The sequence below is a fragment of the Mesorhizobium sp. M0904 genome (assembly GCF_040319475.1).
GTDB lineage: Bacteria > Pseudomonadota > Alphaproteobacteria > Rhizobiales > Rhizobiaceae > Mesorhizobium.
In genome coordinates this window covers 108,720-125,174 of the sequence record NZ_JAMYOC010000004.1, presented here as the reverse complement: position 1 = coordinate 125,174, position 16,455 = coordinate 108,720, and the positions used below count along the sequence as shown (strand labels likewise).

Annotated in this window: 15 protein-coding genes and 1 pseudogene; 5 read left to right on the top strand and 11 right to left on the bottom strand. The window is 61.8% G+C overall.

Annotated elements, in window-relative coordinates:
* The first annotated feature begins 165 nt into the window (after positions 1–165).
* Both pnp and NKH80_RS06220 read left to right on the top strand, forming a co-directional pair.
* Positions 166–2,313 carry a polyribonucleotide nucleotidyltransferase gene (gene pnp / locus NKH80_RS06225; RefSeq protein WP_352990279.1) on the top strand — a complete coding sequence of 716 codons (2,148 nt, stop codon included), beginning with the start codon at positions 166–168 and terminating at the stop codon, positions 2,311–2,313.
* Between the two features lie 88 nt (positions 2,314–2,401).
* Positions 2,402–3,415: a class I SAM-dependent methyltransferase gene (locus tag NKH80_RS06220; protein ID WP_352990277.1), complete on the top strand. Its 1,014-nt coding sequence runs from the start codon at positions 2,402–2,404 to the stop codon at positions 3,413–3,415.
* A 36-nt stretch (positions 3,416–3,451) separates the two neighbouring features.
* On the opposite strand, the gene fabI is transcribed toward NKH80_RS06220, so the two are convergent.
* From fabI to fabA, 3 genes are all read right to left on the bottom strand, one after another.
* Positions 3,452–4,264 carry an enoyl-ACP reductase FabI gene (fabI, locus tag NKH80_RS06215; protein WP_023719555.1) on the bottom strand — a complete coding sequence of 271 codons (813 nt, stop codon included), beginning with the start codon at positions 4,262–4,264 and terminating at the stop codon, positions 3,452–3,454.
* Positions 4,265–4,277: 13 nt separating this feature from the next.
* The gene (fabB, locus tag NKH80_RS06210) at positions 4,278–5,498 is read right to left on the bottom strand and encodes a beta-ketoacyl-ACP synthase I (RefSeq protein WP_352990274.1); all 1,221 of its coding nucleotides are present in this window, start codon (positions 5,496–5,498) and stop codon (positions 4,278–4,280) included.
* 121 nt (positions 5,499–5,619) lie between these two features.
* Positions 5,620–6,138 carry a 3-hydroxyacyl-[acyl-carrier-protein] dehydratase FabA gene (fabA, locus tag NKH80_RS06205; protein WP_352857452.1) on the bottom strand — a complete coding sequence of 173 codons (519 nt, stop codon included), beginning with the start codon at positions 6,136–6,138 and terminating at the stop codon, positions 5,620–5,622.
* Between the two features lie 240 nt (positions 6,139–6,378).
* Between fabA and irrA the strand changes: the two genes are divergently transcribed.
* Both irrA and NKH80_RS06195 read left to right on the top strand, forming a co-directional pair.
* The gene (irrA, locus tag NKH80_RS06200; protein ID WP_352857454.1) at positions 6,379–6,810 is read left to right on the top strand and encodes an iron response transcriptional regulator IrrA; all 432 of its coding nucleotides are present in this window, start codon (positions 6,379–6,381) and stop codon (positions 6,808–6,810) included.
* A 10-nt stretch (positions 6,811–6,820) separates the two neighbouring features.
* Positions 6,821–7,180: a DUF4260 domain-containing protein gene (locus NKH80_RS06195; RefSeq protein WP_023719552.1), complete on the top strand. Its 360-nt coding sequence runs from the start codon at positions 6,821–6,823 to the stop codon at positions 7,178–7,180.
* An 82-nt stretch (positions 7,181–7,262) separates the two neighbouring features.
* Here the strand turns inward: NKH80_RS06195 and NKH80_RS06190 are convergent, their stop codons facing one another.
* Positions 7,263–7,820, bottom strand: coding sequence for an SH3 domain-containing protein (locus tag NKH80_RS06190; RefSeq protein WP_023719551.1), 558 nt, complete (start codon positions 7,818–7,820; stop codon positions 7,263–7,265).
* Positions 7,821–7,977: 157 nt separating this feature from the next.
* Between NKH80_RS06190 and NKH80_RS06185 the strand changes: the two genes are divergently transcribed.
* Positions 7,978–8,979, top strand: coding sequence for a 2-hydroxyacid dehydrogenase (locus NKH80_RS06185; protein ID WP_023719550.1), 1,002 nt, complete (start codon positions 7,978–7,980; stop codon positions 8,977–8,979).
* A 64-nt stretch (positions 8,980–9,043) separates the two neighbouring features.
* Here the strand turns inward: NKH80_RS06185 and NKH80_RS06180 are convergent.
* The 7 genes and pseudogenes from NKH80_RS06180 to NKH80_RS06150 all read right to left on the bottom strand — a co-directional run bounded on the left by NKH80_RS06180 (position 9,044) and on the right by NKH80_RS06150 (position 16,450).
* Positions 9,044–9,537 (bottom strand): annotated as a pseudogene (locus NKH80_RS06180) (GNAT family N-acetyltransferase).
* Positions 9,534–10,295, bottom strand: coding sequence for a molybdopterin-synthase adenylyltransferase MoeB (locus NKH80_RS06175; RefSeq protein WP_031194176.1), 762 nt, complete (start codon positions 10,293–10,295; stop codon positions 9,534–9,536). Before NKH80_RS06175 ends, NKH80_RS06180 begins: the two are co-directional and overlap by 4 nt.
* A gap of 76 nt (positions 10,296–10,371) precedes the next feature.
* Complete coding sequence (recF, locus tag NKH80_RS06170; RefSeq protein WP_352990270.1) at positions 10,372–11,520, bottom strand: DNA replication/repair protein RecF; 1,149 nt, start codon at positions 11,518–11,520, stop codon at positions 10,372–10,374.
* Between the two features lie 25 nt (positions 11,521–11,545).
* Positions 11,546–12,664, bottom strand: a complete 1,119-nt coding sequence (dnaN, locus tag NKH80_RS06165) for a DNA polymerase III subunit beta (protein WP_352990267.1) — start codon at positions 12,662–12,664, stop codon at positions 11,546–11,548.
* A 199-nt stretch (positions 12,665–12,863) separates the two neighbouring features.
* A complete protein-coding gene (dnaA, locus tag NKH80_RS06160; RefSeq protein ID WP_502900912.1) occupies positions 12,864–14,411 on the bottom strand; it encodes a chromosomal replication initiator protein DnaA in 1,548 nt (515 codons plus the stop codon).
* An 839-nt stretch (positions 14,412–15,250) separates the two neighbouring features.
* Positions 15,251–15,517: a 30S ribosomal protein S20 gene (gene rpsT, locus NKH80_RS06155; protein ID WP_023676922.1), complete on the bottom strand. Its 267-nt coding sequence runs from the start codon at positions 15,515–15,517 to the stop codon at positions 15,251–15,253.
* 159 nt (positions 15,518–15,676) lie between these two features.
* Complete coding sequence (locus NKH80_RS06150) at positions 15,677–16,450, bottom strand: enoyl-CoA hydratase (RefSeq protein ID WP_254816283.1); 774 nt, start codon at positions 16,448–16,450, stop codon at positions 15,677–15,679.
* Between the last annotated feature and the right edge of the window lie 5 nt (positions 16,451–16,455).

Sequence of the window (16,455 nt, the reverse complement as noted above, 5' to 3'; positions counted from 1 at the left end):
ATGGACGGTCATGGGGCAGGATTGCAGGACGCTCGTGCGGCACCGCGCCGAACAGCCGAGCTTCCCGTTGTCTTGCCCGTGGCTGCCCGAGAAAGGAAGCCAAGGGAAAGGGGCATCCGCGCACGCTGAAACGGCGCGGCCCTTTCCGCATACGAAGGACAAGACATGTTCAATTACCACAAAGTGGAAATCGAATGGGGCGGCCGCCCGCTCATTCTCGAAACCGGCAAGATCGCGCGTCAGGCTGATGGCGCGGTGCTGGCCACCTACGGCGAAACCAAGGTTCTCGCCACCGTCGTCTCGATGAACGAGCCGAAACCCGGCCTCGATTTCTTCCCGCTGACGGTCAACTACCAGGAAAAGACTTACGCCGCAGGCAAGATCCCGGGTGGCTATTTCAAGCGGGAAGGCCGTCCGAGCGAGAAAGAAACGCTGGTTTCCCGCCTGATCGACCGCCCGATCCGCCCGCTCTTCGCCGAAGGCTACAAGAACGACACCCAGATCGTCGTCACTGTCGTCCAGCACGATCTCGAAAATGATCCGGACATCCTGTCGATCGTCGCCACCTCCGCCGCCCTGACCTTGTCCGGCGTGCCGTTCATGGGTCCGGTCGGCGCCGCCCGCGTCGGCTACATCAACGGCGAATATGTGCTCAACCCCCACGTCGACGAGATGCAGGAATCGAAGCTCGACCTGGTCGTCGCCGGCACCGCCGACGCCGTGCTGATGGTCGAGTCCGAAGCCAAGGAACTCGGCGAGGACCTTATGCTGGGCGCCGTCATGTTCGGCCACAGGGGCTTCCAGCCGGTGATCGACGCGATCATTAAGCTGGCTGAAGTCGCGGCCAAGGACCCGCGCGACTTCACCGCCCCGGACTATTCCACACTTGAAGCCGAGATGCTCAAGATCGTCGAAGGCGAGCTTCGCGACGCCTACAAGATCACCGACAAGCAGAAGCGCTATGCCGCCGTCGACGCCGTCAAGGCGAAGGTCAAGGCCGCGTTCGCGCCGGCAGAAGGCGAAGAGGCCAAGTACACGTCCGAACAGATCGGCACCGTATTCAAGGAACTCCAGGCCAAGGTCGTACGCTGGAACATCCTCGACACCGGCTCGCGCATCGACGGCCGCGACCTGAAGACGGTCCGCAAGATCGTCTCGGAAGTCGGCGTCCTGCCGCGCACGCACGGCTCGGCGCTGTTCACCCGTGGCGAGACCCAGGCGCTGGTCGTCGCCACGCTCGGCACCGGCGAGGACGAACAGTATGTCGATTCGCTGACCGGCATGTACAAGGAGAAGTTCCTCCTGCACTACAACTTCCCTCCCTATTCGGTCGGTGAAACCGGCCGCATGGGTTCGCCGGGCCGCCGCGAAATCGGTCACGGCAAGCTCGCCTGGCGCGCCATCCGGCCGATGCTGCCGACCGCCGACCAGTTCCCCTATACGTTGCGCGTCGTTTCGGAGATCACCGAGTCCAACGGGTCGTCCTCGATGGCTACCGTCTGCGGCACCTCGCTGGCTCTGATGGACGCGGGCGTGCCGCTTGCCAAGCCGGTCGCCGGCATTGCGATGGGCCTGATCAAGGAAGGCGAGCGCTTCGCCGTGCTCTCCGACATTCTTGGCGACGAGGACCACCTCGGCGACATGGACTTCAAGGTTGCCGGCACCGCCTACGGCATCACCTCGCTGCAGATGGACATCAAGATCGAGGGCATCACCGAGGAGATCATGAAGATCGCGCTTGACCAGGCCAAGGAGGGCCGTCAGCACATTCTCGGCGAAATGGCCCACGCGCTGTCCGGCGCGCGTGCCGAACTCGGCGAGTTCGCACCGCGCATCGAGGTCATGCACATCCCGACCGACAAGATCCGCGATGTGATCGGCTCGGGCGGCAAGGTCATCCGCGAAATCGTCGAAAAGACCGGTGCCAAGATCAACATTGAGGATGACGGCACGGTCAAGATCGCTTCGGCCAACGCCAAGGAGATCGAGGCGGCGAAGAAGTGGATACACACCATCGTCGCTGAGCCGGAAGTCGGGGAGATCTACGAAGGCACGGTCGTCAAGACCGCCGACTTCGGCGCTTTCGTCAACTTCTTCGGCCCGCGTGACGGTCTCGTCCACATCTCGCAGCTCGCCAATGATCGTGTCGCCAAGACCTCCGATGTCGTCAAGGAAGGCGACAAGGTCTGGGTCAAGCTGATGGGCTTCGACGAGCGCGGCAAGGTCCGCCTGTCGATGAAGGTCGTCGACCAGGCCACCGGCAAGGAAATCGCTCGCGACAAAAAGAGCGAAGGCGAAGAAAACGCCGCCTAAGCTGATCTAACTATGCAATCGAAGCGGGCGCGCCGGAAGGTCGCGCCCGTTTGCATTCAACAACAGCCTTGCAGTTCAAGAGTGGTGAATGTCCGCCGAGCCGCTGAAGACGCTTTTCCATCCATTCGAGGCGGGGGCTGTGTCCCTGCCACGAAAGGATGAATGCATTCTCTTTCTCGGTGCCGAGCCCGGCTTTCGCTTACCCGAAGGCTTTGATGCCAAGCTTCATCTCGTCCAAGGCTTCAGGCCGCATTTTCGTGCCTTGCAGGCATCCGGCTTCACTGTCACGCCGCAAGTGGAAGGCAAGGCTTTCGACGCGGCGCTAGTGCTCGCTGGCCGCCATCGCGGACAAAACGAGTTGCGCGTCGCAGAAGCGATCGAGCACGTGGCATCAGGCGGGTTGATCGTCGTCGCCGGCGGTAAGGACGATGGTATCGCCAGCCTGCGCAAGCATGTCGGCGCCCTTGTGCCGCCCGAAGGCCACCTGCCGAAGCATCACGGCATTGCCTTCTGGTTTCGCCGGCCGGCCGATACCGTTGCCGCGGCAACGCTTCGCGCCGCCAATCCGGACTTGGTGGTCGAGGACCGCTTCCGCACGGCCCCAGGCATGTTTTCGTTCGACAAGATCGATGCCGGATCGAAGCTGCTGGTCGAAAATCTGCCCAACGATCTGCGTGGCAGCGTTGCGGATTTCTGTGCCGGTTGGGGCTATGTCGCCGCCGAAGTCGCCGCCCGCTCACCCGGCATATCGGCGCTTGACCTTTACGAAGCGGATTTCGAGGCGCTGGAGGCGGCGAAGGTCAATGTCGGCAACACAGGCCTGGAGCCACGTTTCTTCTGGATAGATCTTTTGAGCGAGCCGGTCGAGCACCGCTACGATGTGATCGCCATGAACCCGCCCTTTCACCGCAGCCGGGCGACTGAGCCCGAAATCGGTGCCGGCATGATCCGCGCGGCAGGCAAGGCGCTGAAGTCGGGCGGCCGGCTGTTCATGGTGGCGAACCGTCAGCTTCCCTACGAACCGGTGCTGGCGGCCGCCTTCTCCAGCCATGCGGAGCTCGCCCGCGACGGCATGTTCAAGGTCTTCTCGGCGCGACGCTGAAACGCTGCGGGGCAAGCCGGCGACACGTCGCTCGCGCTATTCCCGCCCGCCGTCGGTTTGCTTCAACTCGTCAAGCGTCGGCATGGACACGATGTGATAGCCGGAATCGACATAGTGGATTTCGCCGGTGACGCCGGAGGACAGATCGGACAGCAGATAGAGCGCTGAGCCGCCGACTTCGTCGATTGTCACCGTGCGGCGTAGCGGCGAGTTGCGCTGCTGGTAGGAGAACATGTGGCGTGCGTCGGAAATCCCGGCGCCGGCAAGCGTCCGCACCGGTCCAGCCGATATGCCGTTCACCCTGATGCCGCGCGGGCCGTAGTCGTTGGCTAGATAGCGGACGCTGGCCTCCAGCCCGGCCTTGGCGACGCCCATGACGTTGTAGTTCGGCATGACGCGGACCGAACCGGCATAGGTCAGCGTGATCATCGAACCGCTATCCTTCATCAACGTGGCGGCGTGACGGGCGACCTCGGTGAAGGAGTAGCAGGAGATCACCATGGTGCGGATGAAGTTGTCGCGGCTGGTGTCGGCGTAGAGGCCTTTCAGCTCGTTCTTGTCGGAAAAGCCGATGGCATGGACGACGAAATCCAGCCCGCCCCACGCCTTGCCCAAAGTCTCGAAAGTCGCGGCGACCGATGCGCTGTCCTCGACGTCGCAAGGCACCACCAGCGATGCGCCCAGTTTCTCGGCGAGCGGCTTGACGCGGCGCCCGAAGGCCTCACCCTGATAGGTGAAGGCGAGATCCGCGCCATGTTCGGACAGTTTGCGGGCGATGCCCCAGGCGATCGAATGATCGTTGGCGACGCCCATGACAAGCCCGCGCTTGCCCTTCATCAATCCGTCCATGGTCGGCAAATCCTTATGCGGAATAGCGCTGGAAAATCAGCGTAGCGTTGGTGCCACCAAAACCGAACGAATTGGACAAAACGGTGTCGATCCTGGCTTCGTCGATGCGCTTGCGCACGATCGGCATGCCTTCGAATTCCGGATCGAGGTTGTCAATGTGGGCGCTCTCGCCGATAAAGCCGCCTTGCATCATCAGGATCGAGTAGATCGATTCCTGCACGCCGGCCGCACCCAGCGAATGACCGGTCAGCGATTTGGTCGACGTGATGAAAGGCATCTTCTCGCCGAACACCTCGCGGATGGCGCCCATTTCCTTGGAGTCGCCGACCGGCGTCGAAGTGCCGTGCGTATTGACATAGTCGACCGGCGAGGACACCGTTGCGAGCGCCTGCTTCATGCAGCGAGCCGCGCCTTCGCCCGACGGCGCCACCATGTCGTAGCCGTCGGAGGTGGCGCCATAGCCGACGATCTCGGCATAGATCTTGGCGCCGCGTGCCTTGGCATGCTCGAGCTCTTCAAGAATCAGCACGCCGGCGCCGCCGGCAATGACGAAACCGTCGCGATCGACGTCGTAGGCGCGCGAGGCGACTGATGCCCTGTCGTTGAACTTGGACGACATGGCGCCCATGGCATCGAACAGATCCGACATCGTCCAGTCGAGATCCTCATGACCGCCGGCGAAGACGATGTCCTGCTTCCCCCACTGGATCAGCTCGTAGCCATTGCCGATGCAATGCGCTGACGTCGAGCAGGCCGATGAGATCGAATAGTTGACGCCGTGGATCTTGAACCAAGTGGCAAGCGTCGCTGAAGCGGTCGACGACATCGCTTTTGGCACCGCGAACGGGCCGATCCGCTTGGGGCTGCCGTTTTTGATCGTCGTCTCGGCCGCTTCGACGATTGCACGGGTCGACGGTCCGCCGGAGCCCATTACGATGCCGGTGCGCTCGTTGGTGATGTCGGTCTCGTCGAGGCCGGCGTCTGCGATCGCCTGGTCCATCGCGACATGGTTCCAGGCAGCACCTTGCGACAGGAAGCGCATAGCGCGACGGTCGATCATTCCCGACGGATCCAGCGTCGGCGCTCCCCACACCCGGCAACGGAAGCCATGCTCGGCGAAAGAGTCGGAAAAGCTGATGCCGGACCTGGCATCATGCAAGGAGGCCTGCACCTCGTTGGCATTGTTGCCGATCGACGACACGATGCCGAGACCTGTGACTACGACCCGTCTCATTCGCAACTCCTTCCAGCACGGACCTCCGAAACCTGATTAAGTTTCCGGAACGGAACCATGCGCAAATTAAAGTGCTACAGCGTCCTTTAGATGTCCAAGACGTGGCACTGTTGGTCTTCGCTCAGCCGGCGGCCGATTGCTTGGACAGACCGACCTTCAGATCCGTTGCCGCATATATGGGCTCGCCATCTGCCTTCAGCCAGCCATCGGCGATGCCAAGCACAAGCCGACCGCGCATCACTCGCTTGAAGTCGACGCCATACTCCACCTTCTTAACCGAAGGCGTGACCATGCCTTTGAATCTCACCTCACCTGTCGATAGCGCCATTCCCTTGCCTGGTTCGCCGAGCCATCCAAGGTAGAAACCCGTCAACTGCCACATGGCGTCCAGGCCCAGGCATCCCGGCATGATCGGATTGCCGATGAAATGGCAGGCGAAAAACCACAAATCCGGCTTGATATCGAATTCTGCGCGGATGAAACCCTTGTCGAACGCACCGCCGTTTTCGCTGATCTCGGTGATGCGGTCGAACATCAGCATCGGCGGATAGGGCAGTTGCGCATTTCCCGGTCCGAACAGCTCGCCGCGGGCGCAGGCAAGCAATTCCTCGTAACCGTAGCTGGATTTCGAACCCGCCATCAATCTCGTCCCCGTGATCGTCCCGGGCGATAGGCGCCCATGCTGGTGGTTTCCTAACACAATCTGTTTCAGGCCGGAAACCGGCGTTTGCGCTTAACCTGCCCGTCTGCCCGGGTCAATGCGCGCTATTGATCGCATTCGGCCGACAGAATATATGTCAGGACACGTCCAATTTCGGCAGATGCTCTATTTCTGCCATTTTGGACGTGTCTGAGACGGAACTGTGGGCGCGACGGATAGATGGATCTGGGTTGCCGGAAGGATAATGTCGCTGTGGACAAGCGGGTTCGCGAAGCCGGTCTGAGGCCGACACGCCAGCGTATCGCGCTGGCCGATCTGCTTTTCGCCAAGGGCGACCGCCACCTTTCGGCCGAGGAACTGCACGAGGAAGCGCTTGCCGCCGGCGTGCCGGTGTCTCTGGCCACCGTCTACAATGCTCTGCACCAGTTCACCCACGCTGGCCTTTTGCGCATCCTTGCCGTCGAGGGATCGAAGACCTATTTCGACACCAACACCTCCGATCACCATCATTTCTATATCGAGGGCGAAAACAGGATCTTCGATATCGACAGCGGCCCGGTGACGGTTTCCAACCTGCCGGAACCGCCGGAAGGCATGGAGATCGCCAATGTCGATATCGTGGTGAGACTGCGTCCGAAACGCTGCGACTGACCGGCGCCTTATGAATTTCCTGGATTTGACGCTCCGGCTCGAATGGGTCGCCGTCGCGGTGGCGGCTCTTGTCTTCTATGCAATGGCCGGTGCTTCCTGGTGGCTATTTGCAGTGCTCGTTCTGGCGCCCGACCTGTCGATCCTGGGTTACATGGCCGGGCCGCGCGTCGGGGCCGTCGCCTACAACACCTTGCACATACTGGTCTTGCCCGTTCTGCTGGCGCTTTTCGGCAGCGTCTTTGACAATGCATTGGCGACATCCGTTGCGCTGATCTGGATCGCCCACATCGCCATCGACCGCGCCCTGGGCTATGGCTTGAAGCTGTCGAGCAGTTTCCAGGATACCCATCTCGGCCGCATCGGCGGCTAGATCATCCCCGAATTGAAGAACAGCGAAACAAAATGCCGGATCCGGTGCTTGCAGCGCTGGCCTGACCTCCGGTTCGGAAGCGTCAGTTCTTGACCTTTTCGCCGGGATAGGCGCCCCAGACGAGCGACTGGGCGAGCCAGCCGGTATGGCCGTCGAAGGTCATTTCGCACCATTGGCCATCGCAGGACTTGATCGTGCCCATCACCCCCGGTTCGAGGATCGCGATGACGCTTGCATCTTTTGCCGGGTCGTCGAGGAGGTTGATGCGGGCGTCCTTGCCGCGCTGCCAGGGGGCGACGATCGCCGTGCGGCGGCCCGAAAGCAGCGACTGATTGATCCAGCCTTCCGAGCCGTCGGCATCGCGCACGCGGCGCCATGTATCGAACTCCTGGATGATCTCCATCGGCAGGCCTGGTTTCATGTACATCCAATCGACGGAATAGTTGACGCCCGGCCCGACGCGCGAGTTGACGCGGCCGGATTTCAGGCTGACGAAGCGCGGCAGCGGCAAGCCGCTTGGTCCGAGCGTGACGCTCTGGGCGGGGGCCGCGGCACTTTGCGCCATCACCAGTGGGCTATGGATGAGAGCGCCGAGGAATGCTGCACTGAGGGTCAGGCGGAGCGACGCGAAACCAGACACTTTCGTTCCTTTCGGCGCCGGCCCATCGGCCTTCGCGCCCCTTTTTCTTTGTCTTCGGCGGAACCACTTGTTACATGGATGACCGGTACCGCGATCGGCTCTCAGTTTCGCCGTTCTTGGTTAAAGAGGTCTCAACGAGATCGGGTTCGAGGAAACAATGGCAGGCAAAAAGAAGCCCCTCGTCGTCATCACGCGCAAGTTGCCCGACCCGGTCGAGACCCGCATGCGCGAGTTGTTCGACGCCCGGTTGAATGTCGAGGACAGGCCGATGACGCAGCCGGAACTGGTGGCGGCGGTCAAGGAGGCTGACGTGCTGGTGCCGACCGTGACCGATAATATCGACGCGGCGCTGATTGCCCAAGCCGGCGACAAGCTCAAGCTGATCGCCAATTTCGGCAATGGCGTCGACAAGATCGACGTTGCGGCAGCGGCCAAGAAAGGCATCACCGTCACCAATACGCCGAACGTGCTGACCGAAGATACGGCCGACATGACCATGGCGCTGATGCTGGCCGTGCCGCGACGGCTGGCCGAAGGCGCCAACGTGCTGACCGGGGACAAGAAATGGGCGGGCTGGTCGCCGACCTGGATGCTCGGCCGTCGCATCTGGGGCAAACGGCTCGGCATTGTCGGCATGGGTCGCATCGGCACCGCCGTCGCCAGGCGCGCCAAGGCCTTTGGCCTCTCGATCCACTACCACAACCGCCACCGCGTGCTGCCGGCAATCGAGGACGAGTTGGAAGCCACATATTGGGAAAGCCTCGACCAGATGCTTGCCCGTATGGACATTATCTCGGTCAATTGCCCATCGACACCGGCAACCTTCCACCTGCTTTCGGCGCGGCGGCTGGCGCTTCTGCAACCGTCCGCTTACATAGTCAACACCGCGCGCGGCGATATCATCGATGAGGAATCGCTGGTCAAGCTCATCCATGACGGCAAGATCGCCGGCGCCGGCCTCGACGTCTACGAGCACGAGCCGGCGCTGAACAGCAAGCTTCTGAAGCTCGCCCACAAAGGCAAGGTCGTGCTGTTGCCGCATATGGGCTCGGCGACGCTCGAAGGCCGCATCGACATGGGTGAGAAGGTGATCATCAACATCCGCGCCTTCTTCGATGGCCATCGTCCGCCCGACCGCGTGCTGCCGCTGCGGGCGTGACCTGCCATCATGCCGGCATGGCCTTGCCGCGGCAACCACGCGTTCGTCTTTGGATAGTGTTGGCTTACGAAAGCGCCTTGCGCATGGTGATTGAGGTCGGCCGGTCGTAGCCCTTGTGCGCTGTCCGTTCGGTTTCGCGAAAGCCGAGGCGGGCGAAGGCAGCGTGGTTTCCGGTCAGTTCGACCCGGGTCTGGAGCTCGATGGCGGCCCGGTTGTGGCTACGGGCAAGATCTTCGACAGCCTGCATCAGCCGCTTTCCGATGCCTTGTCCCTGAAGAGCCGGCACAACCGCGAGCTTTCCGACGTAGAGGTCGTCTGCCCGCTCCAGGATGAAGACGCAACCGACGATCTCCCTTTCCTTCAGCGCCAGGAATCCTGTCTCCTCCAGCGCTTTAGTCTAGCCCTAAGATTTTCGACAGTGAGCCGATGCGCCGAGGACGGCGGATCAATAACGTCTTCCATGAAGGCGAAGGCGCGCATGACCAGTGCCAAGACCTCGTCCCAACGATCGAAGTCGGCCGCAAGCTGCACAATGGAAACGTCGGCAGGCAGGCTCACCGGCTAGTTCGCTTGTAGCGGATCGTGTCGAAGCGTGCCGCCAGTGCATCGTAGAGCAGCAGTCGCCCGACCAGCGGCTCGCCAATCCCGGTGATCAGCTTGATTGCCTCCATGGCTTGCAGCGTGCCGATGACCCCGCTCAGCGCGCCGACAATGCCGGCCACCGCGCAGGACGGCACCAGTCCCGGCGGCGGCGCTTCGGGAAAAAGATCGCGGTAGCTTGGGTTCAACGTGCCGTCCGGACCGGTTTCGAACGGCTTCAGCACCGTGACCGAGCCGTCGAAGCGGCCAACGGCGGCATGGACGAGCGGCCGGCTTTCGGCGGCGCAGGCGTCGGCCACGGCGTAGCGCGTCTCGAAATTGTCGGAGCCGTCAACGACGATGTCATAATCGGCGATGAGGGCAGGGGCGTTGTCCGCGGTCAGCCTGAAATTGTGCTCTTCCACGACGACGTTTGGATTGATGCGGATGATCGCCGCCTTGGCGCTGTCGGTTTTCGCCATGCCGACATCGCCCGTGGCGTGGATCACTTGTCGTTGCAGGTTGGAAAGCGAAACGATGTCGTCGTCGACGATACCGAGTGTGCCAATCCCTGCGGCGGCGAGATATTCGAGCACCGGCGCTCCCAACCCGCCGGCGCCGATGACCAGCACCCGCGCCCGCTTTAGCCGCTGCTGGCCGGCGCCGCCGATTTCGGGCAGCACGATGTGGCGGGCGTAGCGTTCGAGCTCTTCGTCGGTGAGAGCGGCTGTGATCATCGCCGGACCATATAACGGAGGAAAAAACTTGTCAGGCGTCAATGCATGCGGCTCAGAAATGCGTCATGGACGAAGTTCAGATGGTCGGCCTGACCTTGCCGTGATCGACGGTCAGGAACTGCGCGCGTCCCTTGAGGCTGTCAAACAACGCGGCATCGGTCCCGGTCATGAAAGCCTGGCAGTTCAGCTCCTCCAGGATCGAGAACAAGGCCGCGCGCCGGCCGCCGTCGAGATGGGCGGCGATCTCGTCGAGCAGCAGGATCGGCGTCATGCCCGACATTTCGCCGGTTAGCCGTGCATGCGACAAGACGATGCCGACCAGCAGCGCCTTCTGCTCGCCGGTCGAGCAGAGTTCGGCCGGCATTGCCTTGGGCCGGTGGCGCACCACGAGATCGGAACGGTGCGGGCCGTCGAGCGTGCGTCCGGCGGTGCGGTCACGGTCGCGCCCTTGGGCAAGCGCACGACGGAACCGTTCCTCGACGTCGACGGCCGGCGAAATGCCGACTTCGCCTTCCAGTTCCCCCGAGATGCCGATGTCGGCTTGCGGAAACGGTCCGTCGCCGGGCAGACGGTCGATCATGGCGGCGAGCAGGCGCACCAGTTCGGCACGCGCCGCGGCAATTGCCACGCCGGTCTCGGCCATTTGCATCTCGATGGCATCGAACCAGGCACCGTCGCGCGAACCGTCGGCGAGCAGCCTGTTGCGGCCGCGCATTGCCTTTTCGTAGTCAAGCGCGCGCTGGCCGTGGCCGGGGTCGATCGCCAGCACCAGTCGGTCGAGGAAGCGCCGACGGTCGGCGGCTGGCCCGGGGAACAGGCCGTCCATGGCCGGTGTCAGCCAGACCACGCGCAGCCATTCCAGCATGTCTTCGGCTGAGCGCGCCGCCGCGCCGTTGATCCGCACCCGCCTGCCGCCTTCGCTGTCGCTGCCTGCAATCCCGGTACCGATCTCGACCTGGCCGTCCGGCCCGTCAAGCCGGGCATGCAGCGCAAAGCCACCGTCGCCGCCTTCGCGCGCCACCTCGCCATAGGGTGCGCGGCGCAGGCCGCGGCCTGGCGTGAGCAGCGAGATCGCTTCAAGCAGATTGGTCTTGCCGGCGCCATTGTCGCCGGAGAAAACCACAGCGCCGGGATCAAGGTCGATTGCCAACGCCGCATAATTGCGGAAATTCGTAAGTGTAAGCTTACTTATGTAAGTCTGCCGCGGGTTTGCAAATCTGGTCACGACAGCAGATGGCCTCGTTCGGGCCCTACACCCGCATCGGCATCAACACGTAGAGCGCGGTCTCGTCGGCCATGTCGTGGATCAGTGTCGGGGATCCGGCATCCGCCAGCATGAACTTCGCCTCCGTGCCGGTCAGTTGCGCGGCAACGTCGAGCAGGTATTTGGCGTTAAAGCCGATTTCGATCGGATCGGACGAATAGTCGGCTGCCAGTTCTTCGGTGGCGCTGCCTGAATCCGGATTGTTGACTGCAAGCGTGACCTGGCCTTCGGCGATCGAAAGCTTTACAGCCCGGCCGCGTTCGGACGAAATGGTCGAAACGCGATCGACGGCAGCGGCGAAACTCTGACGATCGATGATCAGCTTCTTGTCGTTGCCGGTCGGAATGACGCGCTGGTAGTCCGGGAAAGTGCCGTCGATCAGCTTGGAGGTCAAGATGACGCTGCCGATGGTGAAACGGATCTTGGTGTCCGACAGCTCGGTGGTCACCGCAATGTTGGGGTCGTCGACCAGCTTCTGCAACTCGCTGACCGTCTTTCGCGGGATGATGACGCCAGGCATGCCCTCGGAGCCCGCTGGTGCGTCGATCTCGGCGCGCGCCAGCCGATGGCCGTCGGTCGCGACCGAGCGCAGCTTCAGCTTGCCGCCAGCCTCGTGCGTGTGCAGATAGATGCCGTTCAGATAATAGCGCGTCTCCTCGGTCGAGATGGCGAACTGGGTCTTCTCGATGAGGCCCTTTAGCCCGAGGGAATCGAGCCGGAAAATATGCGAGAACGACCCGGCTGAAAGCTCGGGAAAGTCGGACTGCGGCAGGCACTGCAGGCGGAAGCTCGAGCGCCCCGACGTCACCGTCATGGCGTTGCCGTCTTCGTCGGTCTTCAGCGCCACCTCCGCGCCGTCGGCAAGCTTGCGCACGATGTCGTAGAGCAGATGCGCCGGAACCGTCGTCGCCCCGCCACGCTCGACCTTTGCCGGCGTTGCTTCGGTCACCTCCAGGTCGAGGTCGGTCGCCTTCATTTCAAGGCTGGCCCCCTCGGCGCTGAGCAGCACGTTCGACAGGATCGGAATGGTGTTGCGCCGCTCGACCACGCGGTGAACATGGTTGAGCGACTTCAGGAGATTTGACCGTTCCAGGATAACACGCATGACGAAACAGGCTCGCTTGAATGAATGAACGGGTCTCCGGCAAGCGGCGCCCCGCGAAAGGTCTGAACAGGCTCAGAATCTGCGTAAACTGACAGGAAAAACCCGGCAAACGCAAGCCCGCGCCACCGGTTCGGGCCGGCTGCACGGGCTTTCTGGGGATAAAAAGGCCGAAGTCCGCGAGCCGGCGTTTTTCGCGCCGTCAGGCCTGGTCGTTGATCAGCCTTCTCAGCAATTCGAGTTCCTGCGCCAGTGTGTTGTCGACGCCTGAAAGATCCTCGATCTTGCGCACGGCATGCAGCACCGTCGTATGGTCACGGCCGCCGAAACGCCGCCCGATCTCCGGCAGCGAGCGCGGCGTCATCACCTTCGACAGGTACATGGCGACCTGCCGTGGCTTGACGATGGTGCGTGTGCGCCGGTTGGACAGCAGTTCGGTCTTCGACACGTTGTAGTGGCGCGCGACGATGCGCTGGATGTCCTCGATACGCACCCGCTTCGGTTCACCCGAACGATAGATGTGGCCGAGGATCTCGTCGATGCGGTCGATGGTGATCTGCGGCTCGAAGGATTGGCGAAACAAAAGCTGGTTGAAGGCACCTTCGAGCTCGCGCCCGCTGCCGGTCACCGTGCGGGCGACGTGGTTGAGTATCTCTTCGGAAATATCGAGCGACGCATCGTCGAGCTTGGCGGTGGCAAGCCTGAGCTTGAGCATACCGATGCGCATGGCGAAATCCGGGGCTGACATTTCCAGCGCGACGCCGCCGTTGAGGCGCGAGCGGACGCGAGGCTCCAGCGACTCCAATTCCGACGGCGGCCGGTCGGCAGCGACCACCACTTGCTTGGCGCTGTCGAGCAGCATGTTGATCAAATGGCAGAATTCGTGCTGGATCGACTTGCCCTGCAGGAACTGCATGTCGTCGATGATGAGGAGGTCGATGTCGCGCAGCTGTTCTTTCAACGTCAGTGCGTTGTTGTCGCGGATCGCGGTGGCGAACCGCCACATGAAATACTCAGCCGTCAGATAGACGACCCGCGATTTCGGATTCTGCTTCAGCGATTCTGCGGCGATCGCCTGCAACAGATGCGTCTTGCCCAGTCCGACCGTTGCGTGAAGAAAGAGCGGATTGAAACGCACCGCGCTCGACTGCGATTCCGCGACCGCCTTGGCGGCGGCAAAAGCCACTCGGTTCGATGGTCCTTCGATGAAGGAGGTGAAAGTGTAGCGTGGATCGAGTGGCGAACCGAGAACATTGTGCCGGAACTCGGTTTCTGCCGGCATCCCCGGGCGGGGTGCCGGGACCCGTTCGACCCTGCTGGGGCTCGCCGTGCCCGCAGAGAGCGCGGTTTGCGTCTGCCTGGTCATCTTGCGCGCCGGCGCCACTTCTGGCTCAACGCTGTTGCGGCCCTGTCGTGTGGCGGTGCGAACCACGATCTCGATCTTGAGGATCTCCGGATCCTCGTGCTTCCACAATTCGGTGATGAGATCGAGATAGTGGCCGTTGATCCATGAACGCAGGAATGCGGTTGGCACTGAGATGCGGACAATGCCCTTAGAGGATTCAGCGACCTTCATGCGTCCGAACCAGCTCGAATAGACCTCGGTTCCCAGACGCGCCTTCAACTGGGCCTTGACCCGATCGAACTTCTGTTCAGCTTCATTGGAAGCCGCCATGTCGTTCCTTCCGACTAACGTTCCAGGAAATGGGAGGTCGCCTGTAAGCTCCCTTTCGATGCCGCCGCTCTGCATGATCGAGTTCCTTGTCTCTTGTACCTGTTTTCCGCCGGGGATGCGCCTCCTGCATCCATGTTTCCGGCGACCGTGTCTTCGCTGCGACACCATCGCCGCCGCCGGCTGATGAATCGCCTCGTTGTCGGTCCGGCGCCGAAGAGCCGATCCGCTTTGGTCATGTCAGGGCAACAAAATGCCGTCCGGCGAACAACCGCCGGCGCACCGTCGACCTGCCATGTACAATTACGCCAGTCCCCTACCGTATCGAAAAGACAAACCAACCCCGTCCGCGGAGTTGAAGCCGCGCTGTAAACTCTGCCAATTTGAGCTGGCCGGTTTCAGGCTGGTCAAGGGCCAAGGGCCCATCCCTTCGATGGACAGACATTACCGAAATCGCTGTGGATAGGGCAAGGCCACCCCTAACGGATTTTTAAGGAATCTGACTAGCAAGGGACGTTTCGAACGCCATGCTGCAATAGTTGATTTTGACAAAGCCATTGTGATTCAAACCCTTTTCCGGCGAATATGAAAAAGGCCACACAACGCGAAATTTTCTGAAATAATTCACTTGACAGCCAATTGTCGCCTATCAGCCGCAGCTGATGTGAACAAGCTGTGGATCACCATCGGTAAGCTTCTGAAAGGAAACGGTAATCCGTGACGCTCGGAAATTTTCGTATTGGCGGTTTCGGAGGCTCCGAATATGAGCAGGCATGTATATGCCGGCAAAGCATTTCGAACTTTGAAATGCTCGCGGAGCGCCATTTTGCGGGCTTTCTTTTAAGTACTTGCCGGCAAACGAAAAAACCCGGCGCGATTGGCCGGGTTTGAAGTAGCGCAGTTCAAGAATGGATATATCAGGCTGACAGCACCTTGACCCGTTGGGCCAACCGCGACACCTTGCGCGATGCCGTGTTCTTGTGCACCACGCCCTTGGTCGCGGCGCGCATCAGTTCCGGCTCGGCCACCTTGAAGGCAGCCTGTGCGGCCGCCTTGTCGCCAGCCGCGAGCGCCTCTTCGACCTGGCGGATGTAGGTTCGGACGCGGGAGCGGCGGTTCTTGTTGATCGCTGCGCGACGGGCGATCTTGCGCGTTGCCTTTTTGGCCGAGGAGGTATTGGCCATGGTGCCTCTCTTCTGATCTGGTGGGCGCTTGCGGGATACCGCGGGGCGCAAAAAACAAACGGGCAGCCACAGGGCCGCCTCGGTTGTTGCGGCTTATAGTTCAGCTTTTCCGGCACGTCAACGCTGCAGTGTTTTCTTTTTGACCGGTGCCTCGTCATCTCATCGGTTCGTGAAATTCGGCTTCCGCTTGCCGGTGAAGGCCGCCATGCCTTCCTTCTGGTCATCCAGCGCAAACAGCGAATGAAACAGCCGGCGCTCGAACCGTAGACCCTCGGTGAGCGTCGTCTCATAGGCGCGGTTGACGGCCTCCTTCGCCATCATCACCGACGGTAAGGAAAAATCGGCGATCTTCGCTGCTGCCTTAAGCGCTTCCTCGATCAACTCGCCGGCTGGCACGACGCGCGAGACAAGGCCGGAACGCTCGGCCTCGGCTGCGTCCATCATTCGCCCCGTCAGGCACATATCCATCGCCTTCGACTTGCCGACAAAGCGGGTCAGGCGCTGCGATCCGCCCATGCCGGGCATGACGCCCAGCGTGATCTCGGGTTGGCCAAACTTGGCGGTGTCGGCGGCGATGATGAAGTCGCACATCATCGCCAGTTCGCAGCCGCCCCCCAGCGCATAGCCCGCCACCGCCGCGATGATCGGCTTTCGTGCCCGCGTAAATTCTTCCCAGCCGACGAAGAAATCCTGCACATAAGCATCCACGTAGGAGATCGACTGCATTTCCTTGATATCGGCACCTGCCGCGAAAGCCTTCTCCGAACCAGTGATGACCATGGCGCCAATGTCGGCATTGGCGCCCATGCTGTTCACCGAGGCGACCAGTTCCGCCAGCACTTGTGAATTCAGCGCGTTGAGCGCCTGCGGCCGGTTCAGCGTAATCAGCCCGACCTTGCCGCGGGTTTCGACGATGATGGTTTCATAGCCCATGCTTT

What these genes read in the sequence shown, in the direction of transcription:
- pnp (WP_352990279.1), top strand. Translation starts at nt 166, where the DNA reads ATGTTCAATTACCACAAAGTGGAAATCGAATGGGGCGGCCGCCCGCTC.
- NKH80_RS06220 (WP_352990277.1), top strand. Translation starts at nt 2,402, where the DNA reads ATGTCCGCCGAGCCGCTGAAGACGCTTTTCCATCCATTCGAGGCGGGG.
- fabI (WP_023719555.1), bottom strand. Translation starts at nt 4,264, where the DNA reads ATGGACGGATTGATGAAGGGCAAGCGCGGGCTTGTCATGGGCGTCGCC.
- fabB (WP_352990274.1), bottom strand. Translation starts at nt 5,498, where the DNA reads ATGAGACGGGTCGTAGTCACAGGTCTCGGCATCGTGTCGTCGATCGGC.
- fabA (WP_352857452.1), bottom strand. Translation starts at nt 6,138, where the DNA reads ATGGCGGGTTCGAAATCCAGCTACGGTTACGAGGAATTGCTTGCCTGC.
- irrA (WP_352857454.1), top strand. Translation starts at nt 6,379, where the DNA reads ATGGATCTGGGTTGCCGGAAGGATAATGTCGCTGTGGACAAGCGGGTT.
- NKH80_RS06195 (WP_023719552.1), top strand. Translation starts at nt 6,821, where the DNA reads ATGAATTTCCTGGATTTGACGCTCCGGCTCGAATGGGTCGCCGTCGCG.
- NKH80_RS06185 (WP_023719550.1), top strand. Translation starts at nt 7,978, where the DNA reads ATGGCAGGCAAAAAGAAGCCCCTCGTCGTCATCACGCGCAAGTTGCCC.
- NKH80_RS06175 (WP_031194176.1), bottom strand. Translation starts at nt 10,295, where the DNA reads ATGATCACAGCCGCTCTCACCGACGAAGAGCTCGAACGCTACGCCCGC.
- dnaN (WP_352990267.1), bottom strand. Translation starts at nt 12,664, where the DNA reads ATGCGTGTTATCCTGGAACGGTCAAATCTCCTGAAGTCGCTCAACCAT.
- dnaA (WP_502900912.1), bottom strand. Translation starts at nt 14,411, where the DNA reads ATGCAGAGCGGCGGCATCGAAAGGGAGCTTACAGGCGACCTCCCATTT.
- rpsT (WP_023676922.1), bottom strand. Translation starts at nt 15,517, where the DNA reads ATGGCCAATACCTCCTCGGCCAAAAAGGCAACGCGCAAGATCGCCCGT.
- NKH80_RS06150 (WP_254816283.1), bottom strand. Translation starts at nt 16,450, where the DNA reads ATGGGCTATGAAACCATCATCGTCGAAACCCGCGGCAAGGTCGGGCTG.